Source organism: Microlunatus ginsengisoli (genome assembly GCF_039537205.1).
GTDB lineage: Bacteria > Actinomycetota > Actinomycetes > Propionibacteriales > Propionibacteriaceae > Microlunatus > Microlunatus ginsengisoli.
In genome coordinates, this window is record NZ_BAABAB010000021.1 from 99798 (window position 1) to 114475 (window position 14678).

The window sequence follows — 14678 nt, forward strand, 5'->3', positions numbered from 1 at the left end:
CGTCCGCCTCCCCCGGCCCCGGAAACTGTGCAGCTCTGACAGCGACACGCCGGCGGCAACTGCAACAGCTGCACAGTTTCCGGGGGCGGGGGGAGGTTCTCGGGGCCGCTCTGGTCAGCTCTCGCGGACTCCGCGCGGGGTGATGGCCATGTGCAGGCGGTAGCGGTCGGCGCGATACCAGGAAGTGGACAGCTCGATGGCTCGGTCTCCGGCGTGGGTGACCCGCTCCTGCACCAGCAGCGGTGCGCGCTTGGCGATGCCGAGGATCCGGGCCTGGTGGGCGTCGGCCGACTCCGCCCGGACGGTCTGCTCGCCGCTGGTCACCACGACGCCGTACTCGGAGGCGAACACGTCGTAGAGCGAGCCGAGCTCGCGCTGCAGCAGGCCGGGGAACAGTGCCGATGGATAGAAGCCGACCTCGTACGCCATCGGGGTGCCGTCGGCGGTGCGCAGCCGCTCCACCCGGATCACGGGCCGACCGGGGCGGATCCGCAGCGCGTACGCGACGTCGTCGTCGGCCGGCTCCTCGCGCGCGCTCAGCACCACCGTCGATGGCACCAGGCCGCGATCGCGCATCTCCCGGGAGAACGAGGTCAGGTGCAGCCGGGAGTCGACCTGGGGGCCGGTGACGTAGGTCCCCTTGCCGTGCACCCGCTCCAGCACGCCGGCGTCGACCAGGTCGGCGATGGCCTGCCGCACCGTCACCCGGCTGACCCCGAGCCTGACCACGAGGGCCCGCTCGGACGGGATCGCGTCGCCGGCGTTGAGCTCGGTGTCGATCAGCTGTTCGAGGATGCCCCGAACCTGCGCGCGCTTGGTGGTCGCGAAGCGCTGCGGCCGCTCGGGGCGATACCTGACCGGCGTCTCCGCCCTACCGAAGTCGTGCTGCAATGGGAACCCCTCCCTCGACGCCGCCGCGTCGACCACGGACCGGTCGAGCTAGACCAGTTCATACCAGTATGAAGGAGTCGCCGCGTGTCCACCAACCCGTCCGAACCGGCGGCCGGCACCACCCGGATGGCGATCGAGATCGGCGAGCAGCCACGCGCGCTGGCAGACACCCTGGCGGAACTGCTGCCGATGCGGCCGGCCGTGCGCCGGATCGCCGCCGGCCGACGGCACCTCCGATTCGTGGCGCGCGGCTCCAGCGACAACGCGTGTGTGTACGCCCGATACCTCAGCGAGGTCCATGCCCGGATGCCGGCGGTGCTGGCCGCACCGTCGGTCTCGACCCTGTACCGCGCCCCGCTGGATCTCTCCGACACCGTGGTGGTGGCGGTGAGCCAGTCGGGATCGACGCAGGAGATCGTCGAGGCCCTGGAGTGGGCCCGGGCCGGCGGCGCCGCCACGCTGGCGATCACCAACGTCGAGGGCTCCCCGCTCGCGGCGGCCGCCGACCTGGCGCTGGTCACCCAGGCCGGTCCCGAGCTGGCCGTCCCGGCCACCAAGAGCTACACCACCCAGGTGGCGGCGCTCGCCGTCCTGGTCGACGCGCTGGCGCCGGAGCCCGGCACCCTCGACGCCGGCTTCGCCGCAGTGCCGGAGCAAGCGGCCGCGATGGTCGCCGTCGAGGGGACCGATGCGCTCGCCCAGCGGCTGGCGGCAACCCAGGAGGTGCTGGCCAGCGGACGCGGTCTCGCGTTCGGTACCACCCTGGAGGTCGCGCTCAAGCTCGAGGAGACCTGCCTGCGGCCGGTTCGCGGCCTGTCCTACGCCGACCTCAAACACGGCCCGATCGCCATCGTGGACCACGACCTGGTGACCGTGCTGGTGGCCGCCCCCAGCGGGCCTACGCTGCCCGGTCTGGTCGAGCTCGCCGCGACGCTGAGGGCGACGGGCAGCCCGGTGCTGGGCATCGGTGGCGACCCGGCGTTCCGGGACGCCTGCGACCTGACCCTGCCCGGGCCCTCTCTGAGCGAGGAGCTGGCCCCGCTGGTGCTGGCCATCCCGGCTCAGCTGACCGTGGAGCGGCTGGCCCGTCGGCTGGGCCTCGATCCCGATGCCCCCCGTGGACTGCGGAAGGTGACCCAGACCGACTGAGCACCCGAACCGGCTCGCGTCAGCCGGGTCGGGCCACGGCCGCTGCGCGGTGTCGTGGGCTATCTCCCCATGGCGATGAACGCGGCTCCTGCTGCCTCGAGCGCGAGATCACCCCGCGCAGCGATCCGCGCTCGCAGCATCACCTCCGGCAAGTCGTCGATCTCGCCGAGCCAGCGATGGATCTGGAGGCTGAAGTCCGCCGCCGCACGGTCGTTGACGACGACCACGCTGGACACGACGCCGACCGTACCGAGCGACAACAGCGCAGCGGCGAAGCCGAGGAGCTCGCCGGAGCCCACCGGAGCCATCACCCCGGACTCGCAGGCCGACAGCACGAGCCGATGCGGTGCGTGATCCAGCCGACCGAAATCGTGCACCGTCAACGCACCGTCATCGACCTCCAGGGTGGAGAACAGCGGGCTGTCGATGCGGAAGTGCCCGTGCGCCGCGATATGAGCGACGGAAGCGTTTTCGAGTGCACTCAGGCAGCCATCCACGGTCGCCGTTCCGTCGCGGAGCACCCGGGCCCCCGGCCGTCTCGCCGCGAGCGTGGTCACCTCGGCCCCCCCGGACTCCATCGCCGGGCCGGCGATGAACACCGGCGGTCCCGTCCTCGGTTGCACACGCTCCGCCCGGAGCCACAGGGCTGCCGACGGCACCGTGCTCACCGGCACGTCGCGCAAGGCAGGAAAGATCGACCACGGCACGGCATGGAGCCGGCTGGTCGGCGAGATGATCACGGGTCCGTCCGGCATCGCTCGCGCGGCATCGCCCAACAGGGCCGCCTGGAGCCGGTCCGGCAGCGTGCCGAGCGGCGCGGGTCGACCCCGGGCGGCGTGCCTGAGCCCGAACCGCGCCGACTCGACCAAGGCCAGCGCGCTGTCGGCGTCGCCGAGCGGATACCGCCGAACGGTTCGGTTCGCGACGACCACGGCGTGCAGCCGATTGTCGACGTTGACCAATTCGACAAAGGCTCGATCACCGAGCTTCTCGATCAGACGATCGAGATCGAATGCGCCATCCTCCGCTCCGGGCAAGCCGGGCAACTGGTGGTGGAACTGACGAACCGACTGTTCCAACTTCGTCCGCGCGGCTTCCAGGCCGGCGGTCGGAGCGTGGCTGAGCCGAGCCTCCGCCAGCCGGCGCCCGTTGTCGCGCAGCGCCGCGAGGGCCGCGACGAGCTCCAGGTCCTCCGGCGGCCTGACCGGGGGCTGGATCAGCGCATTCGCCCGCCAGCGTTCACTCCACCACAGCAGGCTGCGCGAGCTGACCCGTGACGCACGGCGGGTCGCAAGACGCGCCAGCTCGTCCCCATGGACCGTGGAGGAGGCGCGAAGCTCGGCGCTGCCGAAAGTGCGTCGCTGCTCGTCGACGGCATCCAGACCTCGGCGGCACGCGTGCAGCACCGCGCGAGTGTCGTCGCGGAGATCGCCTTCGATCGCACGCGCCAGCCAACCGGTGGCACGCACCATGTTCGACGAGTGGCGGGTGGCCCGCCCTGCTCGAGCGAGCACGTCACATGCACCCGGATCACCGGATGCGGCGGCGAGCCGGCCCGCGATCAGCCACGCGGCCGGAGCTTCGTCCGACCGATGGGCCTCCAGCCGGCGTGCGACCTCCGAGGCGGCCGCCACCAGTTGCCGGCCACGATCACCGTGCCGTCCACGGGCCCGGAGCACCGCCAGCTCGGCTCGAAGCATCCACTCCTCGCGGCGTTGCCGGCGGAACAGGTCCCGCGCATCCCGGGCGTAGTGCAACGACGTCTCGGTGCGCCCGGTCGCGAATTCCGTCGATGCGAGTGCGAGCAGCAGCTCCGCCCGGCGGATCGGCTGAAGCGCTGGACGACTCAACTGGTCGGCGAGGATGTCCCGCGCGTCCGCCATCAGGCCCGCCGTGAGCATCGCGTCCGCTTGGTCCAGCGCGAGCAGCGGAGGCGTCGGCCCGAGTGCCGCGAAGCGGTCAGCGGCCGAGTTGTAGAGCGCCAAGGCGGTCGGCAGGTCGCCCCGGCAGTAGGCAATCAGTCCGCGCATTTGCTGGGTCTGCACCGCTTCCAGCTGTTGCCCCTCGCTGGCGAAGATCTCCTCCGCATCACGGACGAGCTCAGCCGCTGCCGACACCTTTCCCAGCGCTAGCTTCGCTACGCCCATCAGGTTCAAGGTCCGGGCCTCCCAGACCCGGTCGCGGGCGGCGCGGATGCCTGGCAGCGCGCGCTCCAGATCGGCGAACGCGGCAGCATGACGGTCCAGGATGAGGGTCTGAACGTAGCCGCGGCGCATCAGGACCTTCGCCAGGGTGGTGCGATCCGTGGCGATGCGCACGGCCAGCTCCAGCTGAGCCAAGCCAGCCTGGGTGCGTCCGCTCATCGTCAGCGCGGCCCCCAGGCTGGCCCGCACATCGGCTTCCCGGTCCTGCTCGCCGCTGCGTCGGCTCAGCCGCAGGGCGGAGCGGAGTTCGACGAGGGCGGGCCCGAGCTCGCCGCGATCCCGGAGCACCAGCCCCCGTGCCTGGTGCGCCACGGACAGCACCGACGGATCGCGACTCGTCGAGATCAGGCTCGCCGCCCGGAGCTCGGCGTGTTCCGGCACGGACAACGCGAGCCGGAGGAGTTCCTCGCCATCCGCCGTCGAGGGACTCAAGAAAATCCCTCCTGACAGCGTACGAATCTCCGCTACCTTGATGAGCACCCTATTCCCCCCAACTCTGCGAGTGGGTGCAGCTGTGGCTGGTGATGCATACGAGGACGACCGTCGGCAACGAACCCGCGACCAGATCGCGTTGATCCGTTCGGCCCGGGAAGGATCGGTCGGCTGGGACTCCATCGACGAGGCAGATTTCACGTACCTGGTCGATCCGAGCCATGTCCTGCTTCGCAATGCCGAGGACGCCGTCCGGGTCGGCGACGCCCTCGAGCGGACGGATGAGTTCGAGGGTCGGGGTGATCTGGTCGAGTCGCTCTTCCCGGCCGTCGCGCGATACCGCCTTCCCACCAGGCGCGACAGCGGCGCGACCGACGTCGATCGAGCCCTGGAGCTGATCGCCGCCGACCCGTCGATCGACCTCGTGACGCCCGAGCACCTCCTGCACATCTGCTCGAACGGCAGCTGCTGCCCGGCCACCGAGCCCGCCGAGACCGGGCTGGACGGTCCGTGGCCGCGGATGACGCCCGATCCGGACGCCGGCGACGGGGTTCGCGTGCTCGTGATCGACACCGGGATCCACCTCCCGGCCACGACGGACGGCCGGACGCCCTGGCTCGACGGTGTCAGCGGCGACGCGGAGCCGAACGGTCCGATCCTCGACCCCTATGCCGGTCACGGCACGTTCGCGGCCGGTGTGGTCCGCTGCCGTGCACCCAAGGCGACCGTGGAGGTGCTCCGGTTCACCGTGGACGCATCGGGAGCGGTTTCGGAGATCGAGATCGCCGATCTGCTCGGGCGAGCGCTCGAGTCAGCCGACCCGCCGGACGTGATCAGCCTGTCGGCCGGTACCTACACCCGGCTGCATCGACCGCTGCTGGCCTTCCAGGTGTTGTGGGACAACACGCTGCAGAGAATGCCCGACACGGTGGTCGTCGCGGCGGCCGGAAACGACAGCCGATATGCGCCGTTCTGGCCGGCCGCGTTCGACTGGGCGGTCGGGGTAGGCTCGCTCGACCGCGACGACCGCATCTCCAGCTACTCCAACTTCGGTCCGTCCGCCGACGTGTTCGCGCTCGGCCGCAACCACGTGAATGCCTTCCCGGACGGCAGCTACGTCTGCAACGAGACTCCCGACAAGGGAGATCAGCGCGAGTTCGGGACGGGTCTGGCGCGGTGGAGCGGCACCTCGTTCTCGACTCCGATGGTGGCGGGGATGATCGCCGCCGAGATCAGCGGGGATCGCACCCACCGGCGCAAGACGCCGCGGCAGGCCCGGGACTCAGTCCTCTCGCAGGCCGGCCCCCGCTCCGATCAGGTGCGCGGTCCTTATCGGGCGCTGCCGATTCCCTGAGTTGATCTGGCGGCAGGCCACACCGGCTCGGCCGACCCGCGTCAGACTCTTCGTGCCTGTCAGATCAGGATCCAGTCGGTCCGCCGGGTCAGCTCGCCGCTGGTGAGCGCGAACCGGAGCGGGCCCGGCAGGGGTTGGATCGTGAAGATTCCCGACTCGTCGGCGAGTACGGTTCGTCGCTCACCCGACGCGTTCTCGATCGTCACCTCGTACGGTTGCGCGGGCACCGCCTGGCCCCAGATCGCATCGGCGCTCACCTCGAGCTCGAGGGCGAGGCCCTCGATGTCGAACGACAGGAGGCGCGGATCGTCGCTTCCGCGCACCGCTGCCGTCCCGACCTCGAGCGAGTCGAAGGACAGACGCATCAGCTCCTCGTCGACGGACCTCCAGGCGAACGCGGCCTGCGCGGCCTTCCGCCGATGGTCCGGCACGGCCGCCGCATCATCGAGAGCCCGACCGAGGTCGGCCATCAAGGCATCGTCGTCATCCCATCGCAGCATCGCGACCGCCTCCTCCATCATGTCCTTCTTCGTGGTCGACGAAGGCTCTCATCGCCTTGGTGTCGCGTAGCTGCGCGAGGGCACGTGCTCGTGTCGGTCCGATGTACCCGATGGGAATACCCAATCGGGCGCTGATCTCCCGATAGGACAGCGGGGGCTCAGCCAGCAGCAGCCGCAGCAACTCGCGGCGCTTCTCCGGCAGCTCATCCAGCGCCGCCAGCAGGGCCTCGTGGGTCTCCCACTGGATCAGGGCGTCACCGGCCAGATCTTCGACGACGACCTCCAGTGAGGACCGTTCCAGATCGAACGGCAACGTACGGCTCCGGGCGCGGATGGCGCGCAAGGCCTCGTTCCGGGTGACCGTCGACAACCAACCAGCAAGCGCGAGCGGCTCGCGGATGTCGTCGAGATGCTCCACCAGCCGCAACCACACGGTCTGGTTCACGTCGTCGGCATCGACCGCCGGCAACCGCATCCGGCGGATCACCGCGGTCACCAGCGGCAAGAACTCGTCGACCAGCCCGTTCCACGCCTGCTGATCGCCCGCCCGGGCGCGGGCGACGAGATCCGCCACCAGCGCGGGCTCGCTCATGGCTGACGTGGGGCCGGCCAGGTCCGGTCCACGGGCCAGCACTCGGACGTCACCGAAGCTCCTCGCTCTCACGCCGGATGGATCCACGAGCGTACGTCTTGATACCCGACCTCGCGGTCCGAGGTCGGGTATCGGTCAGTTCGGCTGCACGAACACCGCCACGGTCCGGCCGGGCACGTCGAAGCCGGCGGTCGACGGGTTCCAGCTCGCCGCCTTGACCACCGGGTCGGCACCGCCGGCCTGCACGGGCGAGAGCCGCCAGCGGCCGGTCAACCCAGGAACCTGTTGCGACACCCGATCGGGTGAGGTGTTGAAGACGACGACCGCACCCTTCAACCGCGGGTCGACGTCGCGGCCGGCCCGGTCGTCGATCCGCATCACGATCACGCCGTCGTGCTGATCCGCCGTGCCCGACGCCGGGAACGAGACCTTCTGCTCGATCAACTTCGCCGAGCCCAGCCGGAACAGCGGTGTCGAGAACCGCAGCCGGAGCAGATCCTGCGCCTGCGCGGACGCGGTCTGCACCTGGTCCGCGGTCGGCTTCAGCGCGCGGTCGGCCAGCAGCGGCTGTTGGAAGCTCCACTTGCTCTCGTTGTCTGCCTTCATCGGCAGCCCGTGACCGAAGCCGTTGTCGTCGCCGGTCCAGGACAACGTGTTGAACCAGTCGCCGGAGTTGTAGGAGTTGCGGTCCAGGCTCTTGCTCCGCAGCAGGTCGGTGCCGGCGTGCCAGAACGACGGCGTCTGCGACAACGCGGTGAACGACAGTGCGACCGTGTTCATCCGGACCCGGTCGGCCATCGGCGTGCCGGTCGGCAGCTTGTAGGCGAGTTCGTCGAACAGCGTCTCGTTGTCGTGCGCGTCGACGTACGTGATCACCTCGTCGGGTTGATCCGCATAGCCCGCCGGGCTTCCGTTGTAGTCCACCTGGTCGCCGCGGACGATGGCGCCGGAGGCGTTCCGGAATGTGTACGCGCGCAGGTTGCCGGCCAGCCCGAGCTGGGCCAGGTCGGTGTAGTTCTTCAGCCGGGCGGCCGCGTCGGGTTGTGGCTTCGCGTTCGGGTCGGTGACCAGCCCGGTGCCGAGACCCTGCAGTCGCGGATCGTCGTCGAACGGCCCGCCCCCGCGCACCGCGTCACGCAGCCGGTCGGAGAAGGTGCCGATCCCGGTGCCGCCGAGCTGACCCTGGGTGGCCTGCACGAACCGGGCGTTGTTCGCCACCTCGCCGAAGTTCCAGCCCTCGCCGTAGACGTAGATCGACTTGCCGTCGACCCCGTCCTTGCGCACAGTCAGCTTGTCCAGCGCGGACCGGACGGCCAGCATGTTCGCCTTGCTGTGGTGCCCCATCAGGTCGTAGCGGAAACCGTCGACGTGATAGTGCCGGGCCCACAGCACGGTCGAGTCGACCATGATCTTCTGGCCCATCGCGTTCTCCGTCGCGACGTTTTGGCAACAGGTCGAGGTCTCCACCGCGCCGGAGGCGTCCAGCCGCTGGTAGTAGCCCGGCACGACCTTGTCGAGCACCGAGGTCGGCGCGTTCCCCGACGCCGGGGTGTGGTTGTAGACCTGGTCCAGCACCACCCGCAGCCCGGCGGAGTGCAGACCCGCGACCATGGTCCGGAACTCGGCGACGCGCTGCCCGCCGTCGGCGGCCTGGGCCGAGGACGCATACGAGCCCTCCGGCGACATCCAGTGCCACGGGTCGTAGCCCCAGTTGAACGCGTCCTGGTCGGCCACCGCGCCGACGCACGCCTGCTGCTGCTTGCCGTCCGGCGGGTAGCTGCCCAGGTCGCAGTCGGGCGTCTTCTGCTTCGCCGGATCCTCCGGAATGGAGGCGATGTCGAACGTCGGCAGCAGGTGCACCGTGTTCAGCCCCGCCCTCGCGAGCGACGCCAGATGCTTCCAGCCGTCGCTGCCCTCGTCCGCGAACGCCAGGTACTTCCCGCGATGGGCCGCCGGCACGGTCGGGTCGCCGATCGAGAAGTCCCGAACGTGTAGCTCGTAGATGGTCGAGTCGACGGCTCGGGCGAGCTTCGGGGACGCCGTCATGCGCCATTTCTTCGGTTGGAACGCCTTGTCGTCCAGGTCGATCGCGACCGATCGGGTCGAGTCCAGGGTCAGCGCGACCGAGTAGGGATCGGTGACGTCGTTTGTCTCGATCTTCTGCGTCTGCGGCTGGTAGGCCCTGACCTCGAAGAGATACCGAGCGCCGGCGACACTCCCTCGCGGTCGCGCGGTCCAAGAGCCGTCGGACTGCTCGTCCATCGCCAGCCGTACGCCGGCGGAGGGTGGCGCGTCCGCTGCCGAGCCGGCCGGCCAGGTCCACAGGGCGACGCTTTGCGCGGTCGGCGCCCAGACCCGGAAGCTGCCGCGGTTGCCGGACCAGGTGATCCCGTACGCCTGCTTGCCGGCCTTGCCGCCGTACAGGTCGTCCAGCACGGGTGCGATCTGCACGCCGGTCCCGTCGGTCAGGTGGTAGCCGTCGCTGTATTGCCCGACGACCACCTGGCCCTTCAGCAGCCGCTTGACCAGCCTGTCCGAGCCGTCGAACCGGAGCGCGACGTAGCCGTCCAGGTAGGGATACGCCTTCAGTACCGACGCGGGCAGGCCCCTGGGGTCGTAGCGCAGGTCGTACGTCGCATCGCTGTGGATCTGCTCGGCGTCGTACGTGATGCCCGCCTGCGGAGACGCCTGCAGCGTCCAGCGCATCGTCCCCGGCCGGTCCGCCGGAGGGATCGCGTCGGCCGGCCAGGCCAGCAGGCCGGGCCGGATCCAGTACGCCTTCGACTTGGTCAGGTCGGTCGAGCTCGCGGGCTGGCTCACCGTGACGCTCGGCACGTGGGTCGCCGCGTTGTAGCTGAACTGCACCGTGAGTCCGTCGTCAGGCACGCTGAACGCGATGTTGTCACCGCCCGCCTTTCCGTCCGCGCCGTAGTTGACGTCCCACCCCAGATTCAACGCGATCTTGAACTCGTAGTTGCCCTTGGGGATGCCGGTGCCGGTCCAGGTGTAGGTCCCGTCTCCGTCCGGATCGCCCAACCAGCTGCGCATGCAGGCCGGATCCCAGTCACCGGAGCAGCCCTGCTCGGACTGGTAGCTGCCGGCCGCGACGATCAGGTCGCCCTGCGCGGTGTTCTGGATGTTCTTGGTGCGGTGGTCGTAGTAGAACGACACCGGGCCGCCGGACGTCTTGTAGCCGATGTTGCCACCGCCCGCTGCTCCACCGGCGCCGTAGTTCTCGTCCCACGACTTGTTGATCGCGATCTTGTAGGCATATGACCCCGCCGGCAGGCTCGCGTAGGTGCCCTTCCAGATGTCATCGTTCTTGTCGCGCGTCAGTTGCGCCTGGCCACAATCGGGCGCCCAGTCCGCGGCACAGCCCATCTCCGAGTTGTGGTCCCCCGGCACCGAGACGAAGTCCGGCTGGGTAACCGGACCCGCGCCGGCGCCCGGTCCGGCCTGATCGGTCCCCTTCGCGCCGACCGTGCCGAAGGTGGTGGTGACGGCATAGCGGCCCCGGGAGTCCTTCGCGACCATCCGGTACTCGACCAGCGAGCCGGTCTTCATCCCGGACACGTCGTGGTAGACCGCGTACGGCGCGGCGTCGTCGGTGCCGAGCTTGTGCCACTGCGTCGTCCCCGCGGGTCGCCAGGCGAAGGTCACCTGGGCGAACTCGTCGTCGCCGAGCGCGGCGCTGATCTTCGCCCGGCCGGTGAAGTCGGCGCCGCTGCCGGGCAGCCGGGGATAGAGGACGGGCGCAGCCGCGGACGCATCGATCCGGCCGTCGGCCTTCCACACCGAGACGCTCAGACCGGGAACGGTGACGCTGACCCGGCCGTCGTCGCGGGATCGGACCGACTTCGTCGCGCCGTACACCGGGCGGAACCGGTCGCCGGCGCTGTAGGTGTCGAAGTCCGCCGACTTCGGCTCGGTCGCATTGTTCACCGCGACGATGTATTCCCGCTTGTCCTTGCCGATCCGGCTGAACGCGTAGATGCCGGGGCCGTCCTCGGCGTACCGGCTGATCTGAGCGCCGTCGGCCAGCGCCGGGTTCGCCTGACGCAGCGCAGACAGCTGCTTGATCAGCTTGTACAGCGGAGTGCCGGTGCCGTAGCGGTCCTTCGACCCGCTCGCGTCCGAGCCGAACAGGTTCGGCTCGGTCTTGTACTGCTGGGTCTTCGTCGCGAACATGTCCTGCCGGGCATCCTTGTCCCCGCCGGCACCGATGAAGCCCTGCTCGTCGCCGTAGTAGGTGACCGGCTGGCCGCGGGTGAGGAACATCAGCTTGTTGGCGAGCTCGACCCGGTTCAGCACCTGGTCGGCGGCCACACCGGAGTTGGTCAGCAGCGCCGACAACCGGCCCATGTCGTGGTTGCCGAGGAAGGTCGGCAGCTCGTACGCGTTCGAGTCGGTGTCGGTGTAGTAGTCGTCGCCGGCATAGAGGTCGCGGAGCAGGCTTGCGCTCTTGCCCGCGGCCACCTGCTGGGCCGCGTTCTGGAAGCCGAAATCGAGCGTGGCGGGCAGGTCACCGGCGGTGGTGTAGGTGCTCATGAAGCTGGGACTGGCGTCGTACACCTCGCCGAAGGAGAAGAAGTCCGGATTCCCGATGTCCTTGGCGTGCTGCAGGATCGCCGGGTTGAACTTCTGCCAGAACTCCAGGTTGACGTGCTTCACGGTGTCGATCCGGAAGCCGTCGATGCCGAGATCGACCCACGACTTGTAGATGTCGGTCATCCCGTCGACGACCTTCGGGTTCTCGGTGAACAGGTCGTCCAGTCCGACGAAGTCGCCGTAGGTGGAGTTCTCGCCGGTGTAGGTCGAGTCGCCGCGGTTGTGGTAGAGGGTCGGGTCGTTCAGCCAGGCCGGCACCTTGACGGTCTTGTCCGCCTCGGTCCGGAACACCGGCTTGCGCGGGAAGGACGTGTTCGGGTCCATCGCCGGGAAGGTGTCCGTGCCCGCATATGCCCTGTCGTCGAAGACGTTGCCGTTCGCGTCCTTGTAGGGCGAGGCGGCCTTGTCGATGTAGGTGTAGCTCGCCGGGTCGTAGTCGATCACGTCCGCGGTGTGATTGGTGATGATGTCGAAGAAGACCTTCATCCCCTTGGCGTGCGCCTTGGCGATCAGGTCCTTCATCTCGGCGTTGGTGCCCAGATGCGGATCGATCTGGGTGAAGTCTGTGATCCAGTAGCCGTGGTAGCCCGCGCTGACGGTGTCCCCGCTGCCCTGCACGGGGCGGTTCTTGAAGGACGGGGTGAGCCAGATGGCCGTGGTGCCCAGGCCCTTGATGTAGTCGAGCTTGCTGGTCACACCCTTCAGGTCGCCACCGTGGTAAAAGCCCTTGTCGGTGGGGTCGAAGCCGGTGTCCAGCCGGCCCCCGGTGAGGCCGCCGGTGTCGTTGCTGGTGTCGCCGTTGGCGAACCGGTCGGCCATCAGGAAGTAGAACCGCTCCCGGGTGAGCCCGGTGCGCAGGCTGTCGGTGGCCAGCTTCTTGTCCGCGCCGGTCAGCGTGTTGTCCAGGTCGAGCGGCGTCACGGCCGTGGTGTGGGCCTTGCCGTCGTAGACGACCTTCAGCTGCACCTGGCCGCCGACGGCCAGCGGCGTGTTCGCCGAGCCACCGTCGCCGCCGTAGCTCTCGTCCCAGGTGCCGTTCAGCGCGACCTTGTACTCGTACGCGCCCGCGGGCAGCGTGAACGTCTTGCTGTACGTCGTCCCCGACGGGTCCTTGGGCAACTGGGTGGCCGCACAGTCCGGCTGCCAGTCACCCGAGCAGCCGAGCTCGGACTGCATGCTGCCGACCCAGAAGGCCGTGGGTTCGGCCGCCTGGGCACTCGAGCCGGGCAGGAAGACCAGCGCCAGGCCGGCGATCAGGGCGAGCGCAGACGTGATCGCGGCAGCGGGGGAACGGCGCACGCGTGACTCCTCTGTCAGGCGGGAGATCTGGCGAGCCCCCGAGGCCATCGCCGGCGGCGGGGGCCGCCGGCTACGCAGGACTCAACCTAGATCTGACCACCGACAGCCGTCTACGGCTTCTCTGGGGCCTCACTCAGCGGCGTCCGGCGTCGACCGTGCGCGGCCGGGTGGCCGAGTGTCCCGATATGGCGCCGACACGCCGAGCATCGCGCACCAACCGGGCGCGAGTGTCCGGATCGGTGTGCTGATCTGCGGTGGGCGTCCCGACCGTCAGGTGGCCGTCGGTCCGGGCAGCCAATCCCGCGCCCAGTGGTACATCGCGATCGCGGCGGCGGCGCCGGCGTTGATCGAGCGGGTCGACCCGTACTGGGTGATGGCGACGAGCCGCTCGCACACCGACACCAGCTCGTCGGTCAGCCCGGGGCCCTCGGAGCCGAAGACGAGGCAGACCTGCTCCGGCAGCCGGCAGGACTCCAGCGCAACGGCACCGGGCAGGTTGTCCACCCCGACCACGGCATAGCCGAGCGAGTCCATCGCGGTCGCGAACGACGCCACGTCTGGGTGATGTTCGACACTCAGGTAGCGATCGGTGACCATCGCGCCGCGCCGGTTCCAGCGCCGCCGGCCGATGACGTGAACCCCGGCCACGTTGAAGGCGTTCGCGGTCCGCACCATCGACCCGATGTTGAAGTCGTGCGCCCAGTTCTGGATAGCGATCCGCAGCGGATTCCTTGTCCGATTGAGATCCTCCACGATCGCGGCCATCGTCCAGTAGCGGTAGCGGTCGGCCACGTTGCGATGGTCTCCGCCGGCCAGCAGCTCCGGATCGAGCCGGTCGTCGCCGGCCGGCCACGGCCGCGGGTGCGGACCGACCCCTGGACCGGCGAGGCGCGACACCTCGTCCTCGCTTAGGAAACTCACAAGCTCCGACGGTACCGTTGTCACGCGTGAGCCCACTGATCGACGCCGCGTTCCTGACGCCGATGCTGCTGCCGTCCTGGATGGACCCCGAACACCTCATCCAGACGTTCGGCCCGTACGCCCTGTGGGGTGTCGCGTTCATCATCTTCGCCGAGTGCGGGCTGTTCGCGATCCTGCCCGGCGACTCGCTGCTGTTCACCGTCGGGATCTTCACCGCCCTCGGCGTGATCCCCCACTCGCTCTTCTTCGTCTGCGTGGTGCTCACCATCGCGGCGGTGCTGGGCAACATCTGCGGTTACTGGATCGGACGGCTGATCGGGCCGCCCCTGTTCCATCCGCGGCCCGGTCTGATGGGCAAGATCTTCAAGCAGAGCTACGTCGACAAGACCCACGAGTTCTTCGAGCGGTACGGCAACCGGGCGCTGATCCTGGCCCGGTTCGTGCCGATCGTCCGTACGTTCGTCACCCTCGTCGCCGGCGTTGGCAGGATGGACTTCCGCAAGTTCATCACCTACACCGCGATCGGTGGCGTGCTCTGGGTGACCATCGTGACGACCGCCGGCTACTACCTCGGCAACGTGCCGTTCATCAAGAACAACATCGAGGCCGTGCTGGTGCTGATCGTGTTCATCTCGGTGATCCCGATGCTGGTGGAGTACGTCTTGCACCGGCGCCGCGCCGCCAAGGCCGGCAGCCCCTCGGCCTGAGCCCGGGCCGAGGAGTCGCCG

Annotated in this window: 9 protein-coding genes; 3 read left to right on the plus strand and 6 right to left on the minus strand. The window is 69.4% G+C overall.

Annotation, left to right across the window (positions count from 1 at the left end; translation table 11 throughout):
* Nucleotides 1–114: 114 nt before the first annotated feature.
* Entirely contained in the window at nucleotides 115–891 is a 777-nt protein-coding gene (locus ABD747_RS14595) for a GntR family transcriptional regulator (protein WP_344805763.1), read from the minus strand.
* An 84-nt stretch (nucleotides 892–975) separates the two neighbouring features.
* On the opposite strand from ABD747_RS14595, the gene ABD747_RS14600 reads away from it, so the two are divergent.
* Nucleotides 976–2040: an SIS domain-containing protein gene (locus tag ABD747_RS14600; protein ID WP_344805765.1), complete on the plus strand. Its 1065-nt coding sequence runs from the start codon at nucleotides 976–978 to the stop codon at nucleotides 2038–2040.
* Between the two features lie 59 nt (nucleotides 2041–2099).
* Here the strand turns inward: ABD747_RS14600 and ABD747_RS14605 are convergent, their stop codons facing one another.
* Nucleotides 2100–4676: a CHAT domain-containing protein gene (locus ABD747_RS14605; RefSeq protein ID WP_344805767.1), complete on the minus strand. Its 2577-nt coding sequence runs from the start codon at nucleotides 4674–4676 to the stop codon at nucleotides 2100–2102.
* Nucleotides 4677–4758: 82 nt separating this feature from the next.
* On the opposite strand from ABD747_RS14605, the gene ABD747_RS14610 reads away from it, so the two are divergent.
* A complete protein-coding gene (locus tag ABD747_RS14610; protein ID WP_344805769.1) occupies nucleotides 4759–6030 on the plus strand; it encodes a S8 family peptidase in 1272 nt (423 codons plus the stop codon).
* Between the two features lie 59 nt (nucleotides 6031–6089).
* Here ABD747_RS14610 and ABD747_RS14615 read toward each other — a convergent pair whose 3' ends face one another.
* From ABD747_RS14615 to ABD747_RS14630, 4 genes are all read right to left on the minus strand, one after another.
* Nucleotides 6090–6530 (minus strand): hypothetical protein, encoded by a 441-nt coding sequence (locus tag ABD747_RS14615; RefSeq protein WP_344805771.1) that lies wholly within the window; start codon nucleotides 6528–6530, stop codon nucleotides 6090–6092.
* The gene (locus ABD747_RS14620; protein ID WP_344805773.1) at nucleotides 6514–7122 is read right to left on the minus strand and encodes an RNA polymerase sigma factor; all 609 of its coding nucleotides are present in this window, start codon (nucleotides 7120–7122) and stop codon (nucleotides 6514–6516) included. Before ABD747_RS14620 ends, ABD747_RS14615 begins: the two co-directional genes overlap by 17 nt.
* A 135-nt stretch (nucleotides 7123–7257) precedes the next feature.
* Nucleotides 7258–13029 carry a pullulanase-type alpha-1,6-glucosidase gene (gene pulA, locus ABD747_RS14625; RefSeq protein WP_344805775.1) on the minus strand — a complete coding sequence of 1924 codons (5772 nt, stop codon included), beginning with the start codon at nucleotides 13027–13029 and terminating at the stop codon, nucleotides 7258–7260.
* A gap of 270 nt (nucleotides 13030–13299) precedes the next feature.
* Complete coding sequence (locus ABD747_RS14630; protein ID WP_344805777.1) at nucleotides 13300–13950, minus strand: TrmH family RNA methyltransferase; 651 nt, start codon at nucleotides 13948–13950, stop codon at nucleotides 13300–13302.
* A 62-nt stretch (nucleotides 13951–14012) separates the two neighbouring features.
* On the opposite strand from ABD747_RS14630, the gene ABD747_RS14635 reads away from it, so the two are divergent.
* Entirely contained in the window at nucleotides 14013–14657 is a 645-nt protein-coding gene (locus ABD747_RS14635) for a VTT domain-containing protein (protein WP_344805913.1), read from the plus strand.
* The last annotated feature ends 21 nt before the right edge of the window (nucleotides 14658–14678 follow it).

Bases quoted from the DNA above. Each gene is read 5' to 3' on its own strand.
- ABD747_RS14635 (WP_344805913.1), top strand. From the start codon at position 14,013: ATGCTGCTGCCGTCCTGGATGGACCCCGAACACCTCATCCAGACGTTC.
- ABD747_RS14620 (WP_344805773.1), bottom strand. From the start codon at position 7,122: ATGAGCGAGCCCGCGCTGGTGGCGGATCTCGTCGCCCGCGCCCGGGCG.
- ABD747_RS14615 (WP_344805771.1), bottom strand. From the start codon at position 6,530: ATGCTGCGATGGGATGACGACGATGCCTTGATGGCCGACCTCGGTCGG.